We start from the raw sequence: 21,266 nt of genomic DNA on the forward strand, positions 1-21,266 counted from the left end.
CTATCTGCTATATTCTGCTTTAGAAAGAAAGGAGTATCATGACCGATGCTTTGACGACCCTGCTGGCCAAGGGCCAGGCAATGACCCGTGACGACCTGCGGACCCTGCTGGGACTGACCGATCCCCAGGAACGGAAACGGCTGTACGATGCCGCCTATGAGGTGAAGACCCGCACTGTGGGCCGGGTGGACTACTACCGGGGCCTGCTGGAATTCTCCAACCGGTGTATCAAGAACTGCAAGTACTGTGGAATCCGCCGGGACAACAAGAAAGTGGAACGGTTCGATACGGAGCGGAAGGGTCTGCTGGCCATGGCAAAATGGGCCTATGACAACCGATACGGTTCTCTGACTCTCCAATCCGGGGAAAGACAGGATGAGGAGTTCATTGCCTATGTGGAAGAGTTGCTCCGGGATATCAAGGAGCTGAGCCACGGCGAGCTGGGTATCACCCTGTGCGTGGGAGAACAGAATGAGGAGACGTACCGGCGCTGGTTCAGGGCAGGGGCTCATCGCTATTTGCTGCGCATCGAGACCAGCAACCCGGCGCTTTACGCTACCCTGCATCCCCAGGATGGCTGCCACGAATGGTCTGTGCGGAAAGCCTGTCTGGAGACTCTGCACCGCATTGGCTACCAGGTGGGGACTGGCGTGATGATCGGGCTGCCGGGCCAGACCCTGGACGACCTGGTCGGGGATATCCTGTTCTACCGGGATATGGACATCGACATGATCGGCATGGGACCCTATGTGGTCCACCACAATACTCCCATTGGGAAGAAAGTGGTGGCAGAAGGTGGCAATACGGAAGCTGCCCGGCAGGAGCGGTTCATTATGGGACTGAACATGATTGCCGTGACGCGGCTGTTCCTGCCTGACCGGAACATTGCGGCCACTACAGCCCTGCAGGCCCTGCACCCCCTGGGACGGGAGCTGGGGCTGAAGGCCGGGGCCAACATCCTGATGCCCATTGTGACTCTGCCCAGGTTCCGGTCGGATTACCTGTTGTACGACAACAAACCATGCGTGGAAGACAGCCCTGACCAGTGCCGCAACTGTCTGGCCGGCCGTGTGGCCAGCGTAGGGGACAGAGTGGGTTTTGGGGAATGGGGTGATTCTCCGCACTATTTCAGGGAGCATCCGGAAAAGAAAAGAAGATAACCACATATGGGATGGCAAGTCCTTCTCTGATTTTCCGGTCCCCAGCTCCTGGTACAAAAATAGAGGCTGCTATAGCCCAAAACTATAGCAGCCTCTATTTTTTATATATTATACAATTCCTATGAAATCCCCTACAATAAGAGCCATCGACAATAACCTGGACAAACTGAGTGGAGGAGATAGAAATGACTTTACGTGCACCGTTCCGTTTTGATATCGTTGGAAGTTTCCTGCGGCCCGCCCGACTGAAACAGGCCCGGGCACAATTTGCCAGAGGCGAGATCGCTGCCCTGGATCTGAAACAGGTGGAAGACGAAGAAATCGCCAAACTCATCGAAAAGCAGAAGAATGCCGGCCTGCATACCCTCACTGACGGGGAATTCCGCCGCAGCTACTGGCACCTGGACTTCTTCTGGGGGCTGAAGGGCATCACCCACATTGAACTGGAACATGGCTACTTCTTCCACGGGGAAGAGACCACCAGGGGTTCAGCCATCGTCACCGGCAGGATCAGCGGCGAGGACCATCCTTTCGTGGAACATTTCAAATATGTGAAACAGTTCGAAGATGAAAACACCCTGGCCCGCCAGACCATGCCTGCACCGGCCCAGCTGCTGGCCGAACTGTACCGGGGCGACAACGGGAAAATCACCGATGCGGTGTATCCGGACCATGAACAGCTGCTCCAGGACATCGCCGCCGCCTACCGCCAGGTCATCAGGGATCTGTATGAGGCGGGCTGCCGGAACGTGCAGTTCGATGACTGCACCTGGGGCATGTTCTGCGATACGGAATACTGGAACAAACGCCAGGACGGGGCCACGTCCCTGAAAACCATCGCTGAGGAATATCTACGGCTGAACAATCTGGCCCTGGAAGGTCATCCCAGTGACCTGGTAATCAATACCCATGTGTGCCGGGGCAATTATCATTCCACCTGGGCTACCAAAGGAGGATACGCTCCCATTGCACCCCTGCTGTTCGGCCGGGAACAGGTAGACGGGTTCTACCTGGAATTCGATGACGGACGCAGTGGTAATTTTGAACCCCTGAAGGAAGTGGCCCCGGGCAAAAAGGTGGTACTGGGGCTGGTGACCACGAAACGGGCCGCTCTGGAAGACAGGGATGCTCTCATTGACCGGATCCACGAGGCTGCGCAGTATGTACCTTTGGAAAACTTATGCGTTAGCCCTCAATGCGGGTTCGCTTCCTGTGAAATCGGCAACAGGCTGACCGAGGAAGAACAGTGGGCCAAGCTGGAACTGGTAAAGGAAGTGGCTGAAGAAGTGTGGGGGACGACGCTGTAAAAGAAAGTATCAGCGGCTGCTGCAGGGTATAAAAAATGGAGGGTGTGAAAAAGTGGCTTTTCACACCCTCCATTTTATTTTTTTAGAAGCAAACCTTGTTGGGGTTCAAGATCAGATTCGGGTCGAAGACTTCTTTGATGCCCTGCATCAAGGTCATGGAAGTGTTGCCCAGGTTTTCAGCCAGGTACTGTACCTTGCCGAAGCCGATGCCGTGTTCGCCGGAAATCTGGCCGCCCAGTTCGGTGCATTTGGCGTACAGCTTGTGCATGAACTGGTCCACGGCCTGTTTGAAGACCGGCAGTTCCATGTCGTTGGCACAGGTATAGATGTGCAGGTTGCCATCGCCGGCGTGGCCGAACATCTTCACTTCGAAGGGGAAGTCCCCCTGGATTTCTTTGATGTACAGCACGAAATCAGGAATGGAGGAAACGGGAACAACTACGTCACATTCATCCAGCAGCTTGTACTGTTCTTCGATGCCTTCCAGGAAGGAGGAGCGGGCTGCCCAGGTCTTTTCCAGGAACATGGGGGTATCGGCTACCAGTACGTCCAGGGCTCCGGCTTCCAGCAGCATTTCGGCGGCTTCTTCCACCTGCTTGTCCAGCTGTTCCCGGTCGTTGGAATCCAGGGTCACCAGCAGATAGGCACCTACGTCCTGACCATCCACTTGTTTGGGGAATACACTCTTGCCCATGTACTGTTCAGAGGATTCCAGGATTTCTTTTTCGAAGAATTCCAGGGTCTGGGGATTCAGGCCGGAATGTTTGATAGAGGGTACAGCACCGATGCCATCAGCCAGTTCGGCGAAAGGTACAATCAGGGTCACATGGCATTTGGGCGGTGCGATCAGTTTCAGGGTCAGCTCGGTGATGATGCCCAGAGTGCCTTCGGAACCGATGATCAGGTGCAGCAGGCTGTAGCCGGAGGAACTCTTGGAGACAGGAGCACCCACGTGGATCACTTCGCCGGTGGGCAGCACCACCGTCATGGCCTGCACGTAATCCCGGGTGGTACCGTATTTTACAGCCCGCATGCCGCCGGCATTGGTGGATACGTTGCCGCCCAGGGTGGCGAATTTTTCACCGGGATCGGGCGGGTAGAACATGCCATGGTCCAGGGCGTCTCTGGACAGGGTGTCCAGCAACACGCCGGGCTGTACCCGCACGTTCATGTTTTTTTCGTCGTAGCCCAGGATCTGGTTCATCTTCATGGTGCACAGTACCAGGCCCCGCTGTACGGGGGTAGCGCCTCCGGCCAGGCCGGTGCCGGCGCCCCGGACGGTGACCGGGATGTGGTGGGCGTTGCACACCTTCATGATGGCGGATACTTCTTCAGTACTCGTTACGTCGATGGACGCCTCCGGCATGCCGATGCCGTAGATGGGCATTTCGTCATGGGTATAATCCATATTGATATCTTCGCCTGTCAGCACCCGGCTGCCGGCGATGGCACGGAGTTCCTCCAGAACCTCCGGAGTAATTGGTTGATAGTCTACCATAATTCTTTCATTCCCCTTTCGTTGTATAAAACAAACGTAGGTTAAGTATAACCAATTTCTTCTGGATAGTAAAGAATTCTCTCAAAATTAGAAAAACAGAGAAAACGGAAAGCGGCGACACAAAACAAAAAGTATAGTATAATAAGAGAAATCAGTGATTTTCGGAAAGGATCAAGGTGGGCAACCATGGAACAATATACACGCAAACAGGTGCTTCTCAGCCTGGCCCTGGCAGGGGTATTGGCCCTGCCGTCGCTGGCAGCGGCCGAGGCAGGGACGGTCAGGGATCTGCGCCAGTTCCCCCAGCTGCAGGCGGAAAAAGCTGCTGCGGGCAAATCGGAGGCTCCGGCAGCCCAAAAGGACGATAGGGTAAAGAATGGTACCAGAGGCCAGGCCGGCGCCCAGGCAGGCAAGGTACCGGAAGTCCCTGACGACCGGGGCGAAGGGGCTACGAAGCTGAACAAGGGGGATTCTCTGAGGAAAAAAAGCCCCATGAATTTCGTGGTCCAGCATGGGCAGCTGATCAGCGAAGCCATCGGCGATATCGACGGGGACGGTGTGGACGAAGTGGTGGATCTCATGGGCAACTCGGTGGTGGATGGCTCCAGCTTCATGGGGGACATGTACCTGGTGGCCAAAGAAGCGAATGCCGCCAACCCAAGCAAAGTGAAATACTACTACCGTCCCAGGGACCTGGGGGGCTATAATGCCTACCTGACACTGGCCGATGTGACGGGAAACGGCTGGCCCAACATCATCATTGCAGCTCCCAGCGGCGGCAGCAGTGGTGTAGTGTCTTACAGGATCCTGGACGTCCTGGACGGCGAGATGGAAGAAATCTTCGGACCGGAGGAGAATAAGGGCGTGTCCATGGTGGGTACCTATCTGCCCGATTACCAGGTAAAACTGTCCTTCCCCAACCTGATCCAGGACATCATCCTGGATGTGAGCAATGAAAAGGAAGCCTACCGGAACTTGAACGTGTACAATGCCGACGGCAGCCTGAAGGAATCGGGACTGCGGCCAATCATCCAGAACCTGAGCCAGCTCAGTGCCCTGGACGTGAATGGGGATGGAATCGATGAGGTGGTGACTCTGCAGAAGGTGCTGGGGGTGACCAACTCCGATCCCCTGGGTGTGGTGCGCACGGTGTGGGAGTACCGGGCCGGCGGCTGGCAGCCCCGGACAGTGGGGTTCCAGGCCCAGCTGTACAGCCGTCCCACTTATGTGAATACCGATAAGATCACCGGCCAGAGCGGTTATGAAATCGTTTCTCTGAAGGTGGCTGATGAGGACGGAGCCGTGGTATATCCCCATTTTCAGAAGCTGGACGGGAAACTGGCCTGGAAGATGAACCATGTAATTGAGGCCTTCGTGCGGGACCATCTGAAGAACCTGGGCGTCGGCAGCCGGCTGAACCTGGATTATGATGTGAAATACAGTGGTCGGAACTATGCCAGCTTGATGCTGCTGGGCCTGCTGACGGAACGGGAACGGAGCCAGGCCATCACCCAGTGTTTTAACTTCAACGTGAAGACCGGGGAGGAAGTACCCCTGGACGCCCTGGTGAAGCCGTGGGGCAGATTTTGGAAAATGGTGGCCAAAGAGACAGCGAACGCCGGCCAGACCATTACCCCGAAGGATGTGACGGGTTATTACTTCGATGGAGAGGTCCTGGGCCTGCTCTATGGGGAGCAGAAGGAGTTCGATCTGGAGGCGGAAAAAGTCCTTCCTTATATGAAGAAAAACCGTCCCGGGGAGGTTTTTTTTGACTAGCCAGTCAAATGATGAAAACGAAAGTAAAAATACGAAAACAAGCGATAAGAAAACAAAAACTGCAAATTAAAACGTTTGAAACTGAAAAAACCATACGCTATAATATACAAGGTTATTTGTAACCATTTCATGATTGCAGTACATGCCCGGGAGGGCAGGATTTTAGGAGGATTGTCCATGTTAGGAAAGAAAAAAGTGATATCCATCGGGATGGCACTCCTTCTGCTGGTAGGCGTTGCCGGCTGCGGCAAGAAGACGGCTACCACGTCAGGAGATGTGGCTGTGAAGTCCATGAAGGTCATCCGGCGTGATACCCCCATTACCTACGACTACACCGGGTTCGTGGAAGCGGCCAACGATGTGGAAATCAAGAGTAAGGTAACCGGTACCATTGTACAGAAACTGGTGAACGGCGGCGATTATGTAGAAGCCGGACAGCTGCTGTACGTCATCGATCCCCGGACCTACCAGAACTCGGTGCTGAATGCTCAGGCCAATTTGGCCAATGCAGAAGCCACCCTGGCTAACGCCCAGAAGGATGCCCAGCGGTATCAGACCCTGTATGAACAGGGCGCAGTAAGCAAGCAGACCGCCGACCAGTACAACACCGCACTGGCTCAGGCTCAGGCTTCCGTAGATGCTCAGCAGGCAATCGTGGCTTCTTCCCAGGTGGATGTGAGCGATACCCAGATCGTAGCACCCTTCTCCGGGAAACTGAGCACCAATACCCTGGCCAACGGTGCTTTCGTAACGGCCAACTCCACGGTCCTGACCTCCATTTCCGGCAGCGACCCCATGCGGGTGCGGTTCTCCGTATCCCAGGGTGACTACCTGGATATCATGCAGGGCAATACCAATAACGGCGCCCAGCTGCAGAACGTGACCATGAAGCTCAGTGACGGCACTACCTATCCGGAAAGAGGTACCGTCAGCCAGGTGGACCGGAGCGTCAGCGACACCACCGGTACCCTGACTCTGAAAGCCGAATTCCCCAACCCCAACGGCACGCTGCTGCCGGGCATGTTTGCCAACCTGACCGTGACCGGATCCATGGTGCCGAACGCCATCCTGGTTCCCCAGCGGGCCGTGACGGACGTGATGTACAAACACTTCGTCTATGTAATCAACGATGATAACACCGTCAGCATGAAAGAAGTCCAGCTGGGTGCCCGTGTCGGGAAACTGTGGCTGGTGAAGAGCGGTCTGGACGGCACGGAAACCGTAGTGGTGGAAGGCGTACAGAAACTGAAGGAAGGGGCAAAAGTCAACCCCACGGCCATGACGGAAGCCGATCTGGATACCACGGATACAGCAGCAACGAGTACCAGTGGTAACTAAGGAGGTACAGTAAGTGGCAAAGTATTTTATCGATCACCCTGTATTCGCCTGCGTCATCTCCATCATCATCGCGCTGATCGGTATCATTTCGGCTTATAACCTGCCTATTGCCCAGTATCCGCAGATTTCCAACCCGCGGATCAGTGTCAGCACCAACTACGTAGGTGCCAACGCTGAGGTTGTGGAGCAGTCCGTAGCCCAGGCCATCGAAAAGCAGGTCAACGGCGTTGATAACATGGTGGACATGAACTCCGTCAGCGACAACAACGGGAACTATACCCTGAACGTGAAGTTCGAACTGGGTACGGATCCGGATATGGACTCCGTCAAGGTGCAGAACCGGGTATCCCAGGCTTCGGCCACCCTGCCCAGCGAAGTCAGTTCCTATGGCGTGACCACCAAGAAGCAGTCCGCCGAAACCATTATGTTTTTCGCTCTGACTTCTCCCAACAACACCTATGACACCCTGTTCATGAAGACCTACGGTGCTACCCAGTTTGTAGATGCCCTGAAGCGTGTGAAGGGTGTTTCGGAAATCACCGAATATGGTCCGGAACTGGCCATGCGTATCTGGCTGGATCCCATGAAAATGGCCTCACTGGGTGTGACGGCCGTCGATGTGAAGAATGCCATCAGCAGCCAGAACGTCCAGGCTCCTGTAGGGAGTATAGGGTCCCGGCCGAACGAGGCGGATCAGGAATTCCAGTATTCCGCCCGTGTCAAAGGCCGTCTGACCACCGCCGATGAATTCGGCAATATCATCATCAAGAACCAGAATGGCAATCTGCTCCGGGTGAAGGATGTGGCCCGGATTGAATTCGGTGCCCGTGATGACAGTGTGACCAGTACCCTGAACGGGCAGAACGCCATGAACTACGCTGTCAGCCTGAACACCGATGCCAATGCACTGGAAAGTGTAACAGCCATCAAGAAAGTGCTGGAGGAAGCAGAAAAGAACTTCCCGCCGGATTTGAAACTGACCATCGTGCAGGATAACACGGACTATGTGCGTGAATCCCTGAAAGAAGTGGTCATCACTCTGGTAGAAACTCTGGTACTGGTAGTGTTGATTACCTGGGTGTTCCTGCAGAGCTGGCGGGCTACCCTGGTGCCCACTCTGGCCATCCCGGTCTCTTTGCTGGGTACGTTCGGGGCCTTCGTCATCTTTGATTTCACCATCAATACATTGACATTGTTCGCCCTGGTGCTGGCCATCGGTATCGTGGTGGATGACGCCATCGTAGTGGTGGAAGCTGTAGAACACAACGTGGATGAATTGGGGATGGATCCCAAGGAAGCCACCTATACTGCCATGCGGGAAGTGTCCGGGGCCATTGTGGCCACCGCCTTCGTGCTGTTGGCTGTATTCCTGCCCGTTGCTTTTCTGAGCGGTATTACCGGCGTGCTGTACAAACAGTTTGCTCTGAGTATCGTGGTGGCTCTGAGTATTTCCGCTGTAGTCGCCATGTCTTTGAGCCCGGCTGTGTGCGCCATGGTGATCAGACCCAAATCCTCCGGCGAAGCCAAGGGCTTCCTTGGCAAAATGTTCGGCTACTTCAACCGGTGGCTGGAACGGACCACGGGCAAGTACGTGAAGAACGTGAAGCGGCTGCTTCGCCACTTCAAACTGGGCCTGGTTGGCCTTGCCATCGTAATCGTACTGATCGGTATGTTCTTCAAGCTGATTCCGTCTTCCTACCTGCCGGATGAAGACCAGAGCTTTGCCATGATGACCTATACCCTGCCGGAATCTGCATCTCCGAACCGTTCCATCAAGGTGGGCAGTGAGCTGGAAAAGACCATCGAAAAGATTCCCGGTGTCAAATATGTGCTGCAGATTTCCGGTGTCGACGTACTGTCCGATGCCCGGAAACCCAATGCCGGCATCATGCCGGTGAAACTGGACGATATCCAGAACCGGACCACGGATGACGTGAGTGTCTATTCGGTCATCAAGAAACTGAATATACTCGGGACCCAGACTCCGGAAGCCAATATCATGGCATTCAACCAGGCTGTACTACCCGGTCTGTCCAACACCGGCAGCTTGAGCCTGTACATTATGGATACTACCGGTCATGACACCGATGTGATGGCCAGCGATGTACAGAAGGTGCTGGGTCAGATCCGGCAGCGTCCGGAAATCGCTACCATCTATACTACGTTTACGAACCAGACACCGGCTCTGCAGTTCGATGTGGACCGGGCGAAGGCAGAAAGCCTGAATGTACCGGTGTCCAGCGTATTTACCGCCCTGTCTGCCAACCTGGGCGGCAGCGAAGTCAACGATTTCAACCTGCTGGGTAAGACCTGGAAGGTTGTTATCCAGGCTGACCCCAAATACAGAGGGGATGTAAAGAGCCTGTCCAACCTGTATGTGGCCAGCAACACCGGAGCTCTGGTACCTTTGAGTGCTCTGGTGACCAGCAAGGAAGTACAGTCTGCTCCTGTTATCACCCGGTTCAACGGGTCCAGAGGCGCCAAGATCGCCGGGTCTCCGGCCAGCGGGGTTTCCACCGGCCAGGCCATCAGTGCCATCGAAGAGATCCTGAACAGCCAGCTGCCTTCCGGTTATACCTACGAATGGGTGGATCAGAGCCGGGACGAAAAGGCTGCCGGCAGCTCCTCCTTCATGATGTTTGGGATTTCCCTGGTGTTCGTGTACCTGTGCCTGTCCGCTTTGTATGAAAGCTGGTCCATGCCTCTGGGTATCATCTTCGCCGTACCTTCTGCTGTCATGGGGGCCGTTGGCTTCCAGTATCTGCGTGGGCTGACCAGTGATATCTACATGCAGATCGGGATGATCGTGCTGATCGGTCTGTCGGCCAAGAACGCCATCCTGATCGTGGAATATGCCAAGATGAGGGTGGACGACGGCTGGGCTGTCATGCCTGCTCTGGTGGATACGGTTACGGTCCGTCTGCGGCCAATCCTCATGACCGCTTTCTCTACGGTCATCGGGGCTGTGCCTCTGGCCTGGGCCAGCGGCGCCGGTTCCGGATCCCGTACCTCCATTGGTACGGCTATCATCGGCGGGATGATGGCATCCACCATCCTGAGCCTGTTCCTGGTACCGGTCCTGTTCCTGACCATTGAAAAAGTCTTCCATCCCAAGACCCCCATCGGGTCCGTGGATGATCCCATTCCGGAAGAAAAGAAATAACCGTCATTTCAAAGAACTGCCGTATATTTGCGGCAGTTCTTTCTTTTTTGTTCAGAAACTCTTTGCATTTTTTCATTAAAGCAGATATAATAAATTTTATTCTTGTTTATGTAAGGTGAAGGATACGTGAAACAAACAAATGGTACGAAAAAACTGCTCTCCCAGGTGTGGCAGCTGACCCGCAGCTACTGGAAAAGCGAAGAAAAGAAAAAAGCCTATGCCTTACTGCTGGCCATCCTGGCCCTGACGCTGGCCGTGGTGGTGATGCTGGTGCTGCTGAACCAGTGGAACAACGCATTTTATACGGCACTGCAGGATTACCAGACTGACGAGATCTTCCATCAGCTGTGGCGGTTTACCGCTCTGGCGTTCCTGTATATCATCTTTGCAGTGTATGCCTACTATTTGCAGCAGGTGCTGATCCTGAACTGGCGGCGATGGCTCACCAACCGGTACATCGACCGGTGGCTGAAACACCAGACTTATTACCGGCTGGAAATGTTCGGGAAAGAAATGGATAACCCGGACCAGCGGATCAGTGAAGACGTGAATCTGTTCGTGACCAAGACCCTGGGCTTTTTCGTGGGGATCCTGAAGGCCCTGTGCACCCTGGTTTCTTTTGTGGTGATCCTGTGGCAGCTGTCAGGTCCCTTCAGCTTCACCCTGCTGGGCCATACCTGGCATATCGGAGGATATATGGTGTGGGTGGCAGTGGCATACGCCACGATGGGCACCTGGCTGACCCATAAGGTGGGGCACAAACTGGTAGCCCTGAATTTCTTCCAGCAGCGCCGGGAGGCCGACTTCCGGTTCAGCATGATGCGCCTGCGGGAAAATGCTGAAAGTGTGGCGTTCTACCAGGGTGAGAAGCAGGAAGGAAAAGTGTTTAAGAACCGCTTTGCCCTGCTCCTGGAGAATTTCTGGAAAATCGTGCTGAAGCAGAAACAGCTGGTGTGGCTGAATTCCGGTTATTCCCAGATTGCCATCATTTTCCCGTTCGTGGTGGCCATTCCCCGGTTCCTGCGCCGGGAACTGACTCTGGGCGGGCTGATGCAGGTGGCCACAGCCTTTGGAAGGGTGCAGGATTCCCTGTCTTATTTTGTGGATATGTACGCTTCTCTGGCTGAATGGCAGGCAGTGGTGGACCGGCTCACAGGCTTTGAGGAAGATATGGCCCGGGTGCAGCTGGCCGGTGCCAAAAGCCATGTGGAGCGGGAAGAAAGCCCTGACGGTGCCCTGCATCTGGAGGGCATGGAAGTGGATCTTCCTGACGGCAGCCCCATCCTAAAGCCTTTCACAGTGAATTTGGAGCCTGGACAGGATGTGCTGATCAAAGGGGTCAGCGGCAGCGGCAAGAGTACGCTGCTCCGGGCCCTGGCGGGCATCTGGCCCTTTGCCCGGGGCAAGGCGTCTCTGCCGTCCCATGACAGGCTGCTGTTCGTGCCCCAGCGGCCCTATCTGCCTCTGGGTACTCTGCGGGATGCGGTGTTGTATCCTGGTAAGCAGGAGGTGGGAGACGATGTGCTGAAGGACGTCCTGCAGCAGTGCCGGATTGGCTATCTGGCCGGTCGGCTGGATGCAGAGGAAGACTGGGGCCATGTACTCTCCATCGGGGAACAGCAGCGCCTGGCTTTTGCCCGGGCGGTCCTGACCCGCCCTCAATGGCTGTTCCTGGATGAGGCCACATCGGCTCTGGACGAAGAAACAGAAGATGCGCTGTACCGGCTGCTGGCAGAGAAACTGCCCTCGACTACCCTGGTCAGCGTAGGACACAGAAGCACGCTGCTCCGTTACCATCAACGGGTGCTGGCTTTAGATAAATCGACACATACGGCTTCTCTGCACAGGGTGGAGGAGTTTTTGTGAGCGCCTGCGGGCTCAAGAAAAAGGGGGAAGAATATGAACATCGAAATGTTGAATGCCATTGACAGCTTTGTCTGGGGGCCGCCGCTCCTGGTACTGCTGGTGGGGACCGGGATCTTTCTCAGCTTCCGGCTGGGATTTTTACAGGTGCGGCACCTGCCCCGTTCCCTGAAGCTGATTTTTAAGGCAGAGAATAAGGGGGAAGGGGACATCGACTCCTTCAAGGCACTGTGTACGGCTCTGGCCGCTACGGTGGGCACCGGGAATATCGTCGGGGTGGCGACTGCCATCAAAGCAGGAGGGCCGGGGGCCATCCTGTGGATGTGGCTGGCAGCCTTCTTCGGTATGGCTACCAAATATGCGGAAGGCTGCCTGGCTGTGAAATTCCGTACGGTGGACGATAAGGGCCAGATTTCCGGCGGGCCCATGTACTATATCGAAAACGGTCTGGGTAGAGCCTACCGGCCTCTGGCCATTGCTTTCGCCTTCTTCGGTGTACTGGTGGCATACTTCGGCATCGGGACATTCGCCCAGGTGAACTCCATCGTGCAGATCACCCAATTGAACGCCGGCATCCCGGTGGAATACACAGCTGTGGTGCTGACCATCCTGGTGGCCGCCATCACTCTGGGCGGACTGCAGAGCATTGCCAAGACTGCCTCCAAGATCGTACCGGCCATGGCCATCATCTACATGGTCAGTACCCTGGGCTTCCTGGTCATCTTTGCCGATAAGATACCCGGTGCCATCATGGAAATCTTCCATGATGCATTCCATCCCACTGCTGCCGCAGGCGGCTTTCTGGGGGCCAGTGTGCTGTTCGCCATGCGGAACGGCGTGGCCCGTGGGGTGTTCTCCAACGAATCCGGTTTAGGGAGTGCACCCATCGTGGCCGCTGCCGCCAAGACCAAATGGCCGGCGGAACAGGGCATGGTTTCCATGACAGGGACCTTCATCGATACCATCATCATCTGCACCATGACCGGTCTGGTGGTGGTGATCAGCGGCCTGTGGAAGGGAGATCTGAACGGGGCTGCCCTGACCAATGCCGCCTTCATGCAGGCTTATCCTCATTTCGGGGGCTATATGCTGCTGGTGGGGCTGGTCCTGTTTGCCTTCACCACCATCCTGGGCTGGAATTATTACGGCGAACGGTGCATGGAATATCTGGTGGGGACCAAAGGGATCATGCCCTACCGGATCGTTTTCATCATCCTGGTAGGCTGTGGCGCCTTCCTGAAGCTGGAAGCCATCTGGGTGCTGGCAGATATCGTGAACGGCCTCATGGCCATCCCGAACCTGATTGCCCTGCTGGGACTCTCCGGTGTGGTGGTATCCGAAACGAAGAAGTATCTGCAGCATGAGGCGGAAGAAGTACAAAAAACAAAATAAGTCACTGGTTTCTGGTTACCAGGCAACAGCCGATGGTGAAAAATCGCCATCGGCGATTTTTCTTTGAGGGAAGTGGGAACAACGGGTGATACGGATCTTCCGGTCTTGGCACGTTTCTCCGGAGTTTGGTCGGAATGTCGGCCGCAATCCATAAGGAAGGGTTACCAAGGTCGGGTTTTGATGTATAATACTTTCATGAATGGCTGATAGGGGGAGTGTTCATGACAATGGAGGAATGGGTACGATTGCAGCAGCGGTGCCCCTGGCACTGGGGGACGCTGACGGCATTTGCAGTGCTGCTGTGGCTGTCGCTGCGGGGAGCTTACGGCCATGTGCCGCCCCTGGTCCTGGCGGCCTGGGGCGTATTCCTGCTGGTGGAAAGCTGGCCGCTCCTGGGTCCCATGCTGGCGGTCTTCATCATCATGACGGGGCTGGCTCTGCTCCATCCAGGGCTGGGGATGATCCTGGCCCTGGTGGGCATCATCTTCTTTTTCATCCGCATCCGATTCGTGATCAAAAACATCCTCCCCATCGGCCTGGGCATGCTCATATACAACGTGTGCTACCTGCTGGTGGGGGAACATATGCTCCTGCAGGTGACCGAGGAGGTCTTCTCCTGCCTGCCCGGGCATCTGCTGACCCTTACCCTGGGCCGCTTGATCAGTCTGGTCCTTACGGCCCTGGGAACACTGCTGACCACGGCGCTGTTCCACTGGTGCCTGACGAAGTGCTACCAAAAAGGATATGAGGCACGGGGCGCCCTGTCCATCATGGTGGGGGTACCGCTCCTGGTCCTGTCCTTCATCCTGCCCTTCCTGAAGGTGCTCACCGGCCTGGAAAGCGGGGCTTTTGCAGACCATGGGGGTACGTTCCACGGAGGTGACGGTCATTTCCATACCGGGGATTTCCATGGGACGGACGGTCACTTCCATACGGGGGACAATCCTGGTCTGCATCATGTCAACGGCCATTTCCGCAGCAGTCCCAACGGCCCCGTGTACGTCCACGGTCACTGGCAGACCAACCCGGATGGGGTGCTGGAAAACAACCTGTCCTACCATGGGATGACAGCGCCGGATGGGACAGGGGCTTCGGCTCCTTCTGCAGGTGCGGAGGGCCTTTCCGGCGCTTCGGCTGCCGGGAAGGTTCCCCTGGGGGATACGGCCCCCATCAGGGATCCGGGTCTGGACCGAAAGAAAAAATCCTGAAAGTTTTCCTTTTGGCAAATTGTCATTGATTGGGGAAAATAGTATAATGGATAAGCAAAAATAACAGTACCTGTTTTTTTTGAAAGGAGAAGGAATATGAAAGCACGTGCTATTGTGAATGATATATATGAAGTAGGGATCCGTGACTGGACCATGCGGGACTTCCACGGATTTGCTACTCCCCGGGGCGTCACTTACAACTCCTTCCTGATCATGGACGAGAAGGTCTGCCTGATCGATGGAGTGAAGGCCATGTTCGCCGAAGAACAGCTGAGCAACATCCGCACGATCGTGGATCCGGCCAAGATCGATTATGTGGTGGTGAACCATGTGGAACCGGACCATTCCGGCAGTCTGCCCGCTCTTTCCAGGGCATGCCCCAATGCTGTCTTCCTGATCACCCCGCAGGGTGCCAATGAGCTGAAGGAACATTATGGCGACATCTTCAATCTGAAGATCGTGAAAAAAGGCGATACCGTCAGCCTGGGCAAACGGAGCCTGGCCTTCCAGCCCATCCCCATGCTGCACTGGCCTGATTCCATGGTCACTTACTGCCCGGAAGAACAGATCCTGTTCTCCAGTGATGCTTTTGGCCAGCACTACTGCTGCAGCAAGATGTTCGACGATGAGACCGAAGTGGAGAATATGTTCTTCGAAGCCCAGCGGTATTTTGCCAACATCCTGATGCCCTACCGGAAACTGGTGCCCAATACCGTGAAACTGGTGCGGTCCCTGCCTCTGAAGATGATCTGCTCCTGCCACGGCGATATCTGGCGCAGCCATATCGATGATATCCTGCAAAGGTACGAAGACTGGGGCACCGGCAAGACCATGAACCGGGTCCTGGTGGTGTTCGACACCATGTGGGGCGGCACCGAAGCCATGGCCCGTGCCATGGTGAAAGGCATCGAAAAACAGGGCATGCGGGTGAAACTGTACCGGTACCACAGTGACCTGAAGGCCACCATTATCAGCGACCTGCTGACTGCCAAGGGGATCCTGATTGGTTCTCCTACCCAGAACTCCGGCATGATGCCTACCATCGGCGGTTTCCTGACCTATCTGAAGGGCCTGAAACCCACAGGTAAGAAGGCTGCTGCCTTTGGGACCTACGGCTGGGCCGGCGGTGCCGAAAAGGATATGGAAGCCATGATCAAGGATTCCGGTATGGAACTGCTGCCGGGCTACAACGTGAAATGGCGTCCGCTGCCGAAAGAACTGGAAGCTGCGGAACAATACGGTTTTGACTTTGCTGAAAAGGTCAGCAAGGGAGAATAATACAGACCATTCCGGAGGGAATGGATAGCGTTGGGAAAGGGGTTGTCGCAGACCGCGGCAACCCCACCCTCATATCAGGAGGAATTATGCAAGACGTGATCGTGGGACGGAATGCGGTACGGGAGGCTCTGCGCAGCAGCCGTTCCTTTAATAAGGTACTGGTCCAGGAAGGCAGCCACGGCGGCAGCCTGGGAGAGATCATCAGCCTGGCGGAAGCCCGGAAGATTCCGGTGGAAAAAGTGACGAAGGAAGTGCTGGACCGTCTGGCAGACGGGGTGCGGCACCAGGGCGTGGCGGCCCAGGGGGCGCCGGTGGCTTTCCAGGATCTGGATACGGTATTGGCCCAGGTGGCCAGCCGGGGTGAAACGCCGCTGCTGCTGCTGCTGGATGAACTCCAGGATCCCCAGAATGTGGGGGCCCTGATCCGGACGGCCAATGCGGCCGGGGTCCATGGGGTAATGCTTCCCCAGCGGCGCAGCTGTCCGCTGAATGCAGTGGTGGCAAAAATCTCCGCCGGAGCCGTGGAATACGTACCGGTGATCCAAATCGGGAATATTCCCCAGACCATGAAAAAACTGAAGGAAAAGGGATTCTGGATCGTAGGGGCCGATATGGACGGTGCAGACCAGTATTTTGACGCCAACCTGACCGGCCCCCTGGTACTGGTGGTGGGTGCCGAAGGAAAGGGCCTGGGACGGCTGGTGAAGGACAACTGCGACTTCATTGTGCGCATCCCCATGCTGGGGCAGGTATCCAGCCTGAACGCCTCCGTGGCCGGCGGGATTTTGCTGTATGACATCGTCCGTCAGCGGATCCTGGCGGAACGGAAGCAGAAATAAAAAGGGCCGGCGCAGGCTGGATCCTTTCTGTCAGGAGTCACATATATCTGTAAAGAAGGTGGATGCCATTGCAGGATGAAAGCTGCAAACTGTATGATACCTTATCCGATGAGGAACTGATCCGGCTGATCCAGGAACGGGATGACCGCCAGGCCCAGGATTACCTGCTGGACAAATACAAGGAGTTCGTGAAACTCCGGGCCTGCCGCTATTTCCTGGTGGGGGCCGAGAAGGATGACATGATTCAGGAGGGGATGATCGGCCTGTTCAAGGCCATCCGGGATTACCGCCCGGGCAAGCAGGCCTCCTTCAAGGTGTTTGCCGATGTGTGCGTGAACCGGCAGATCATTTCCGCCATCAAGAGTGCCACCCGGCAGAAGCATAAACCCCTGAACTGTTACGTATCCCTGGACAAACCAGTATACGATGACGGCAAGGAGCGGACACTGCTGGACATGCTGGGTTCCGCCCGGGGCATCGACCCGGAAGACCTGGTCATCGATCAGGAAGCTTTCAATGATATTGAAAAGAACGTGAACGATATGCTCAGCAGTTTGGAATGGCAGGCTCTGTGCAAATATCTGGAAAACAAATCTTACCAGCAGATTGCCCGGGAACTGGGCCGGGGACAGAAATCCATCGATAACGCACTCCAGCGGGTGAAGAAGAAACTGGAGAAATTTCTGGCAACCCGGCATCACGAACTGGACCTGGCTACTCTGAACAAAGGGCTTCTCATCATGGCGGCAAAAGAACATCTTTTGCAGTCTGGAGAAAAGAATGATAGAATTGAAACAGTCTGAGGTATGATTTCCCTCTGCCAAAGAAAAAAACGCTTGTTTGCAGGAATTTCCTTTCCATCCGGCGAATAAATCACTATCGATGGCGGAGAAAATCGTATGCGGAAAAAACAAAGGGAGGACGATACACATGAGCCAAATGGAAGAATTCCTGAACCAGGTGGAAGCTGTCAAAGCCAAAACCGAAAAAGTCCTGATTGTGACTGGCAAACCCGGCAGCGGCAAGAGTAAACTGCTGCGGGAAGCCGCTGAAAGCAAAGGCTGGGATTATATCGATACCCGCCTGCTGATTACTGAAGAATTCCTGAAGCTGCTGCCCAGCGAACGGAAAGAACAGGCTCCGGAAATGCTGACCAGGGAACTGATCGACCACCGGGGCGATGTGATCCTGCTGGATCGGGTACAGACCCTGTTCGTACCGGTGTTCCACATCGATCCCAAGAGTGTGATCGATGCCCTGGGCAAAGCCTATACTGTGGTCCTGGCATGGCCGGGCTATGTAAATGATGGCCTGCTGTGCTATGATAAATTCGACGGCACGGAATCCATCCGCATTTCCGCAGCGGATTATACGATTTTTGAAGTGGAATAAGAGGAAAAAGAGAAGGTGAGTCCAATGCAGGCACAAAAGAGAGGAACCCTGGCAGTCCTCACCGGGGGCGGCGACTGCCCCGGGCTGAATGCGGTAATCCGCGCGGTGGTCAAGACAGCCATCCATTGCGGGTTCGAAATCTATGGGATTTCCAACGGCTTCCATGGACTCATCAACGGGGATATGAAACCCATGGGCCTGGCAGATGTGTCCGGAATCCTGCCCCGGGGCGGGACTATCCTGGGTACCACCAACCGGGATAACCCCTTCAAGTACATGGTGGGCCAGGATGATGCCGGCAATCCCATCTACGAAGATAAGCGGGATGTGGTGGTGAAGAACCTGGAAGACCGGAATATTGACTGTCTTGTCGTCATCGGCGGGGACGGCAGCCTGAAGATCGCCTATGACCTGCACCGGTACTGCGGCGTGAACGTAGTGGGCGTGCCCAAGACCATCGACAACGATCTGCCCTGTACGGAACGGACCTTCGGCTTCGACACGGCCATGGCCATGGCCACCGAAGCCCTGGACCGGCTGCATACCACTGCGGAATCCCATCACCGGGTCATGGTGCTGGAAGTCATGGGCCGGTATGCGGGCTGGATTGCTCTCCACTCCGGGATCGCCGGAGGGGCGGATGTGATCCTGATTCCAGAGATCCCTTATGATCTGGATGCGGTGATCCGCAAGATCCGCGACCGACAGCAGCACGGCAAGAAATTCAGCATCATCACCGTGGCCGAAGGGGCCAAACCCATCGGCGGACAGATGACCGTGGCCCGGCTGGTGAAGGGAAGCTTTGAACCGGTGCGTCTGGGCGGCGTGGGTGAAAAACTGGCCCGGGAAATCGAGGACAGGACGGGCATTGAATCCCGCTGCACCGTACTGGGGTATCTCCAGCGGGGCGGTTCTCCCACTGCCTATGACCGGGTGCTGTCCACCCGCTATGGCGCGGCGGCCGTGGAAGCCTGCCTGGATGAGGAATACAATGTAATGGTATCTCTCCAGGCCAACGAAATCGTCAGGGTGCCTATCGCCAAGGTAGCTTCCCAGCCCCATCAGGTGCCGGTGGATTCGGATATCATCCGTACCGCACGGGAAGTGGGCATCTCTTTCGGAGATGAAAAAACAGCTGGAGATGCCCAGAGGGATCAAAAGTAAATCAACCACAAAGAGGAGTGGAATTTTTCCTGAATCAATGGGAAAAATCCGTGACTCCTCTTTTTTTTTGCTTCCGGATGCCCTATAATGTACAGGTTCGATTCAAAAAATAGCATAGCTGAATGAAGAAGGAGTATCATCATGAGTGAAAATCTGATCGCCGTATTGCTGGGCGTCGTGGAAGGGCTGACGGAATTCATCCCTGTTTCCTCTACCGGCCACATGATCATCGTGGGCCATATGATTGGCTTCCAGGGAAACCTGGCCAAGATCTTTGACGTGGTCATCCAACTGGGGGCCATCCTGGCCGTCCTGGTGCTCTATAAGGAGCGCTTTGCCCGGTTCCTGACCAAAGGGGGCTGGCAGCTGGGACGTGGCCTCAGCGGCTGGCATATCGCCGCAGGGTGCGTGCCCACCATGGCTTTTGCCTACCTGGTACACTCCTTCATCAAGAAATACCTGTTTTCTCCGGCTACGGTAGCTGTTGGCCTGGTGCTGGGCGCTATCCTGATGATCTATGCCGAGCACAGGATCAAAGGCCATGAGGCCGAACTGGTGCAGGATGTGGATCACATCAGCATCCGCCAGGCTTTCTATATCGGTTTCTTCCAGTTCCTGTCCCTGTGGCCCGGGTTCTCCCGCAGCGGTTCCACTATGGGCGGAGCCCTGCTGGTGGGTGTGAACCGGAAGGCCGGGGCCGACTTTACTTTCATCATGGCACTGCCCATCATGGTGGCTGCCTGTCTGTTCGAACTGCTGAAGAACTTGGCTGCTTTGAGTGCCGGGGACTTGGTGGTACTGGCCATCGGTTTTGTCACTGCTTTCATCGTAGGCTACCTTTCCATCGTGTGGTTCATGAAGTTCCTGCAGCGTTCTACCCTGACTGCTTTTGGGATTTACCGCATCATCCTGGCCGTTTTTACGGTGTTCTATTTCTACCTGTAAGAGATTTATAAAATTCCTTACACTTTTTTTGAAAAACCTGTTGACATTTTTGGCAAAGTCCTTTATAATCATCCTTGTTACGAACGAAAAGCGCTGGCATAGCTCAAATGGTAGAGCAACTGACTTGTAATCAGTAGGTTGAGGGTTCAATTCCTTTTGCCAGCTCCAAATATTCGTGACAGACAAATGTGGAGAGATTCCCGAGTGGTTAAAGGGAGCAGACTGTAAATCTGCCGCCTCTGGCTTCGAAGGTTCGAATCCTTCTCTCTCCACCAAACATCGCGGGGTGGAGCAGTTGGTAGCTCGTCGGGCTCATAACCCGAAGGTCGTTGGTTCAAGTCCAGCCCCCGCAACCACATGCTGATGTAGCTCAGTTGGTAGAGCGTATCCTTGGTAAGGATAAGGTCACCAGTCCGATTCTGGTCATCAGCTCCATTTTATGGCGGCGTAGCTCAGTTGGCTAGAGCAGTCGGTTCATACCCGGCCTGTCCGCGGTTCAAATCCGTGCGCCGCTACCATTACCAACAAAGCCCCGATTTCGGGGCTATTTTAAAATCTAATGAAAATCTGAAAACGCGTTGGGAGGTATTCTAATGGCTAAAGAGAAATTTGAAAGAACAAAACCCCATGTGAACATTGGTACCATTGGTCACGTCGATCATGGTAAGACGACCCTGACGGCAGCCATCACCAAGGTCCTGTCCGAAACTCCGGGCTGCAAAGCCACTTTCGAAGCTTATGCCGATATCGATAAGGCTCCGGAAGAAAGAGAACGTGGGATTACCATCAATACCGCCCACGTTGAATATGAAACCACGAAAAGACACTATGCACACGTTGACTGCCCGGGGCACGCTGACTATGTAAAGAACATGATCACCGGTGCTGCACAGATGGACGGTGCCATCCTGGTTGTTTCCGCTGCTGATGGTCCTATGCCTCA

At 55.2% G+C, this 21,266-nt stretch carries 16 protein-coding genes and 5 tRNA genes; 20 read left to right on the forward strand and 1 reads right to left on the reverse strand.

Annotation, left to right across the window (positions count from 1 at the left end):
• The first annotated feature begins 38 nt into the window (after positions 1-38).
• Together hydE and ACR0QW_RS04310 are read left to right on the forward strand one after the other, a co-directional pair.
• Positions 39-1,160, forward strand: coding sequence for a [FeFe] hydrogenase H-cluster radical SAM maturase HydE (hydE, locus tag ACR0QW_RS04305; RefSeq protein ID WP_432642484.1), 1,122 nt, complete (start codon positions 39-41; stop codon positions 1,158-1,160).
• A 185-nt stretch (positions 1,161-1,345) separates the two neighbouring features.
• Positions 1,346-2,467 carry a 5-methyltetrahydropteroyltriglutamate--homocysteine S-methyltransferase gene (locus ACR0QW_RS04310; RefSeq protein ID WP_432642485.1) on the forward strand — a complete coding sequence of 374 codons (1,122 nt, stop codon included), beginning with the start codon at positions 1,346-1,348 and terminating at the stop codon, positions 2,465-2,467.
• A gap of 82 nt (positions 2,468-2,549) precedes the next feature.
• Here ACR0QW_RS04310 and ACR0QW_RS04315 read toward each other — a convergent pair whose 3' ends face one another.
• Positions 2,550-3,965: an FAD-binding oxidoreductase gene (locus tag ACR0QW_RS04315; protein ID WP_432642486.1), complete on the reverse strand. Its 1,416-nt coding sequence runs from the start codon at positions 3,963-3,965 to the stop codon at positions 2,550-2,552.
• Positions 3,966-4,151: 186 nt separating this feature from the next.
• Here ACR0QW_RS04315 and ACR0QW_RS04320 point away from each other — a divergent pair, with 186 nt between their 5' ends.
• The 18 genes from ACR0QW_RS04320 to ACR0QW_RS04405 form a co-directional block, all read left to right on the forward strand.
• Positions 4,152-5,741: a hypothetical protein gene (locus tag ACR0QW_RS04320; RefSeq protein ID WP_432642487.1), complete on the forward strand. Its 1,590-nt coding sequence runs from the start codon at positions 4,152-4,154 to the stop codon at positions 5,739-5,741.
• Between the two features lie 177 nt (positions 5,742-5,918).
• On the forward strand, positions 5,919-7,079 hold the full coding sequence (locus tag ACR0QW_RS04325) for an efflux RND transporter periplasmic adaptor subunit (protein WP_432642488.1): 1,161 nt from the start codon (positions 5,919-5,921) through the stop codon (positions 7,077-7,079).
• Between the two features lie 13 nt (positions 7,080-7,092).
• Complete coding sequence (locus ACR0QW_RS04330) at positions 7,093-10,242, forward strand: efflux RND transporter permease subunit (RefSeq protein WP_432642489.1); 3,150 nt, start codon at positions 7,093-7,095, stop codon at positions 10,240-10,242.
• Between the two features lie 126 nt (positions 10,243-10,368).
• Positions 10,369-12,108: an ABC transporter ATP-binding protein/permease gene (locus ACR0QW_RS04335; protein ID WP_432642490.1), complete on the forward strand. Its 1,740-nt coding sequence runs from the start codon at positions 10,369-10,371 to the stop codon at positions 12,106-12,108.
• A gap of 33 nt (positions 12,109-12,141) precedes the next feature.
• Entirely contained in the window at positions 12,142-13,497 is a 1,356-nt protein-coding gene (locus ACR0QW_RS04340; protein ID WP_432642491.1) for an alanine/glycine:cation symporter family protein, read from the forward strand.
• A gap of 221 nt (positions 13,498-13,718) precedes the next feature.
• Positions 13,719-14,705 carry a hypothetical protein gene (locus ACR0QW_RS04345; protein ID WP_432642492.1) on the forward strand — a complete coding sequence of 329 codons (987 nt, stop codon included), beginning with the start codon at positions 13,719-13,721 and terminating at the stop codon, positions 14,703-14,705.
• Positions 14,706-14,801: 96 nt separating this feature from the next.
• A complete protein-coding gene (locus ACR0QW_RS04350; protein WP_432642493.1) occupies positions 14,802-15,983 on the forward strand; it encodes an FprA family A-type flavoprotein in 1,182 nt (393 codons plus the stop codon).
• An 86-nt stretch (positions 15,984-16,069) separates the two neighbouring features.
• Positions 16,070-16,822 carry a 23S rRNA (guanosine(2251)-2'-O)-methyltransferase RlmB gene (gene rlmB, locus ACR0QW_RS04355; protein ID WP_432642494.1) on the forward strand — a complete coding sequence of 251 codons (753 nt, stop codon included), beginning with the start codon at positions 16,070-16,072 and terminating at the stop codon, positions 16,820-16,822.
• 62 nt (positions 16,823-16,884) lie between these two features.
• A complete protein-coding gene (gene sigH, locus ACR0QW_RS04360) occupies positions 16,885-17,625 on the forward strand; it encodes an RNA polymerase sporulation sigma factor SigH (protein ID WP_432642495.1) in 741 nt (246 codons plus the stop codon).
• Positions 17,626-17,752: 127 nt separating this feature from the next.
• Positions 17,753-18,214 (forward strand): BREX-3 system P-loop-containing protein BrxF, encoded by a 462-nt coding sequence (gene brxF / locus ACR0QW_RS04365; RefSeq protein ID WP_432642496.1) that lies wholly within the window; start codon positions 17,753-17,755, stop codon positions 18,212-18,214.
• A gap of 24 nt (positions 18,215-18,238) precedes the next feature.
• On the forward strand, positions 18,239-19,378 hold the full coding sequence (locus ACR0QW_RS04370; protein ID WP_432642497.1) for a 6-phosphofructokinase: 1,140 nt from the start codon (positions 18,239-18,241) through the stop codon (positions 19,376-19,378).
• A 141-nt stretch (positions 19,379-19,519) separates the two neighbouring features.
• A complete protein-coding gene (locus ACR0QW_RS04375; RefSeq protein WP_432642498.1) occupies positions 19,520-20,323 on the forward strand; it encodes an undecaprenyl-diphosphate phosphatase in 804 nt (267 codons plus the stop codon).
• A gap of 92 nt (positions 20,324-20,415) precedes the next feature.
• A tRNA-Thr gene (locus ACR0QW_RS04380) sits at positions 20,416-20,491 on the forward strand.
• A 22-nt stretch (positions 20,492-20,513) separates the two neighbouring features.
• Positions 20,514-20,598 (forward strand) — tRNA-Tyr (locus tag ACR0QW_RS04385).
• Positions 20,599-20,603: 5 nt separating this feature from the next.
• Positions 20,604-20,679 (forward strand) — tRNA-Met (locus ACR0QW_RS04390).
• 3 nt (positions 20,680-20,682) lie between these two features.
• Positions 20,683-20,758, forward strand: a tRNA-Thr gene (locus ACR0QW_RS04395).
• Between the two features lie 6 nt (positions 20,759-20,764).
• A tRNA-Met gene (locus tag ACR0QW_RS04400) sits at positions 20,765-20,841 on the forward strand.
• Positions 20,842-20,916: 75 nt separating this feature from the next.
• Positions 20,917-21,266: GTP-binding protein (locus ACR0QW_RS04405; protein WP_432642499.1), on the forward strand; the 350-nt coding region annotated here is incomplete at its 3' end.

This window comes from Acidaminococcus sp., from assembly GCF_050873445.1.
GTDB lineage: Bacteria > Bacillota > Negativicutes > Acidaminococcales > Acidaminococcaceae > Acidaminococcus.

What these genes read in the sequence shown, in the direction of transcription:
- hydE (WP_432642484.1), top strand. Translation starts at nt 39, where the DNA reads ATGACCGATGCTTTGACGACCCTGCTGGCCAAGGGCCAGGCAATGACC.
- ACR0QW_RS04310 (WP_432642485.1), top strand. Translation starts at nt 1,346, where the DNA reads ATGACTTTACGTGCACCGTTCCGTTTTGATATCGTTGGAAGTTTCCTG.
- ACR0QW_RS04315 (WP_432642486.1), bottom strand. Translation starts at nt 3,965, where the DNA reads ATGGTAGACTATCAACCAATTACTCCGGAGGTTCTGGAGGAACTCCGT.
- ACR0QW_RS04320 (WP_432642487.1), top strand. Translation starts at nt 4,152, where the DNA reads ATGGAACAATATACACGCAAACAGGTGCTTCTCAGCCTGGCCCTGGCA.
- ACR0QW_RS04325 (WP_432642488.1), top strand. Translation starts at nt 5,919, where the DNA reads ATGTTAGGAAAGAAAAAAGTGATATCCATCGGGATGGCACTCCTTCTG.
- ACR0QW_RS04340 (WP_432642491.1), top strand. Translation starts at nt 12,142, where the DNA reads ATGAACATCGAAATGTTGAATGCCATTGACAGCTTTGTCTGGGGGCCG.
- ACR0QW_RS04345 (WP_432642492.1), top strand. Translation starts at nt 13,719, where the DNA reads ATGACAATGGAGGAATGGGTACGATTGCAGCAGCGGTGCCCCTGGCAC.
- ACR0QW_RS04350 (WP_432642493.1), top strand. Translation starts at nt 14,802, where the DNA reads ATGAAAGCACGTGCTATTGTGAATGATATATATGAAGTAGGGATCCGT.
- rlmB (WP_432642494.1), top strand. Translation starts at nt 16,070, where the DNA reads ATGCAAGACGTGATCGTGGGACGGAATGCGGTACGGGAGGCTCTGCGC.
- sigH (WP_432642495.1), top strand. Translation starts at nt 16,885, where the DNA reads ATGCCATTGCAGGATGAAAGCTGCAAACTGTATGATACCTTATCCGAT.
- brxF (WP_432642496.1), top strand. Translation starts at nt 17,753, where the DNA reads ATGAGCCAAATGGAAGAATTCCTGAACCAGGTGGAAGCTGTCAAAGCC.
- ACR0QW_RS04370 (WP_432642497.1), top strand. Translation starts at nt 18,239, where the DNA reads ATGCAGGCACAAAAGAGAGGAACCCTGGCAGTCCTCACCGGGGGCGGC.
- ACR0QW_RS04375 (WP_432642498.1), top strand. Translation starts at nt 19,520, where the DNA reads ATGAGTGAAAATCTGATCGCCGTATTGCTGGGCGTCGTGGAAGGGCTG.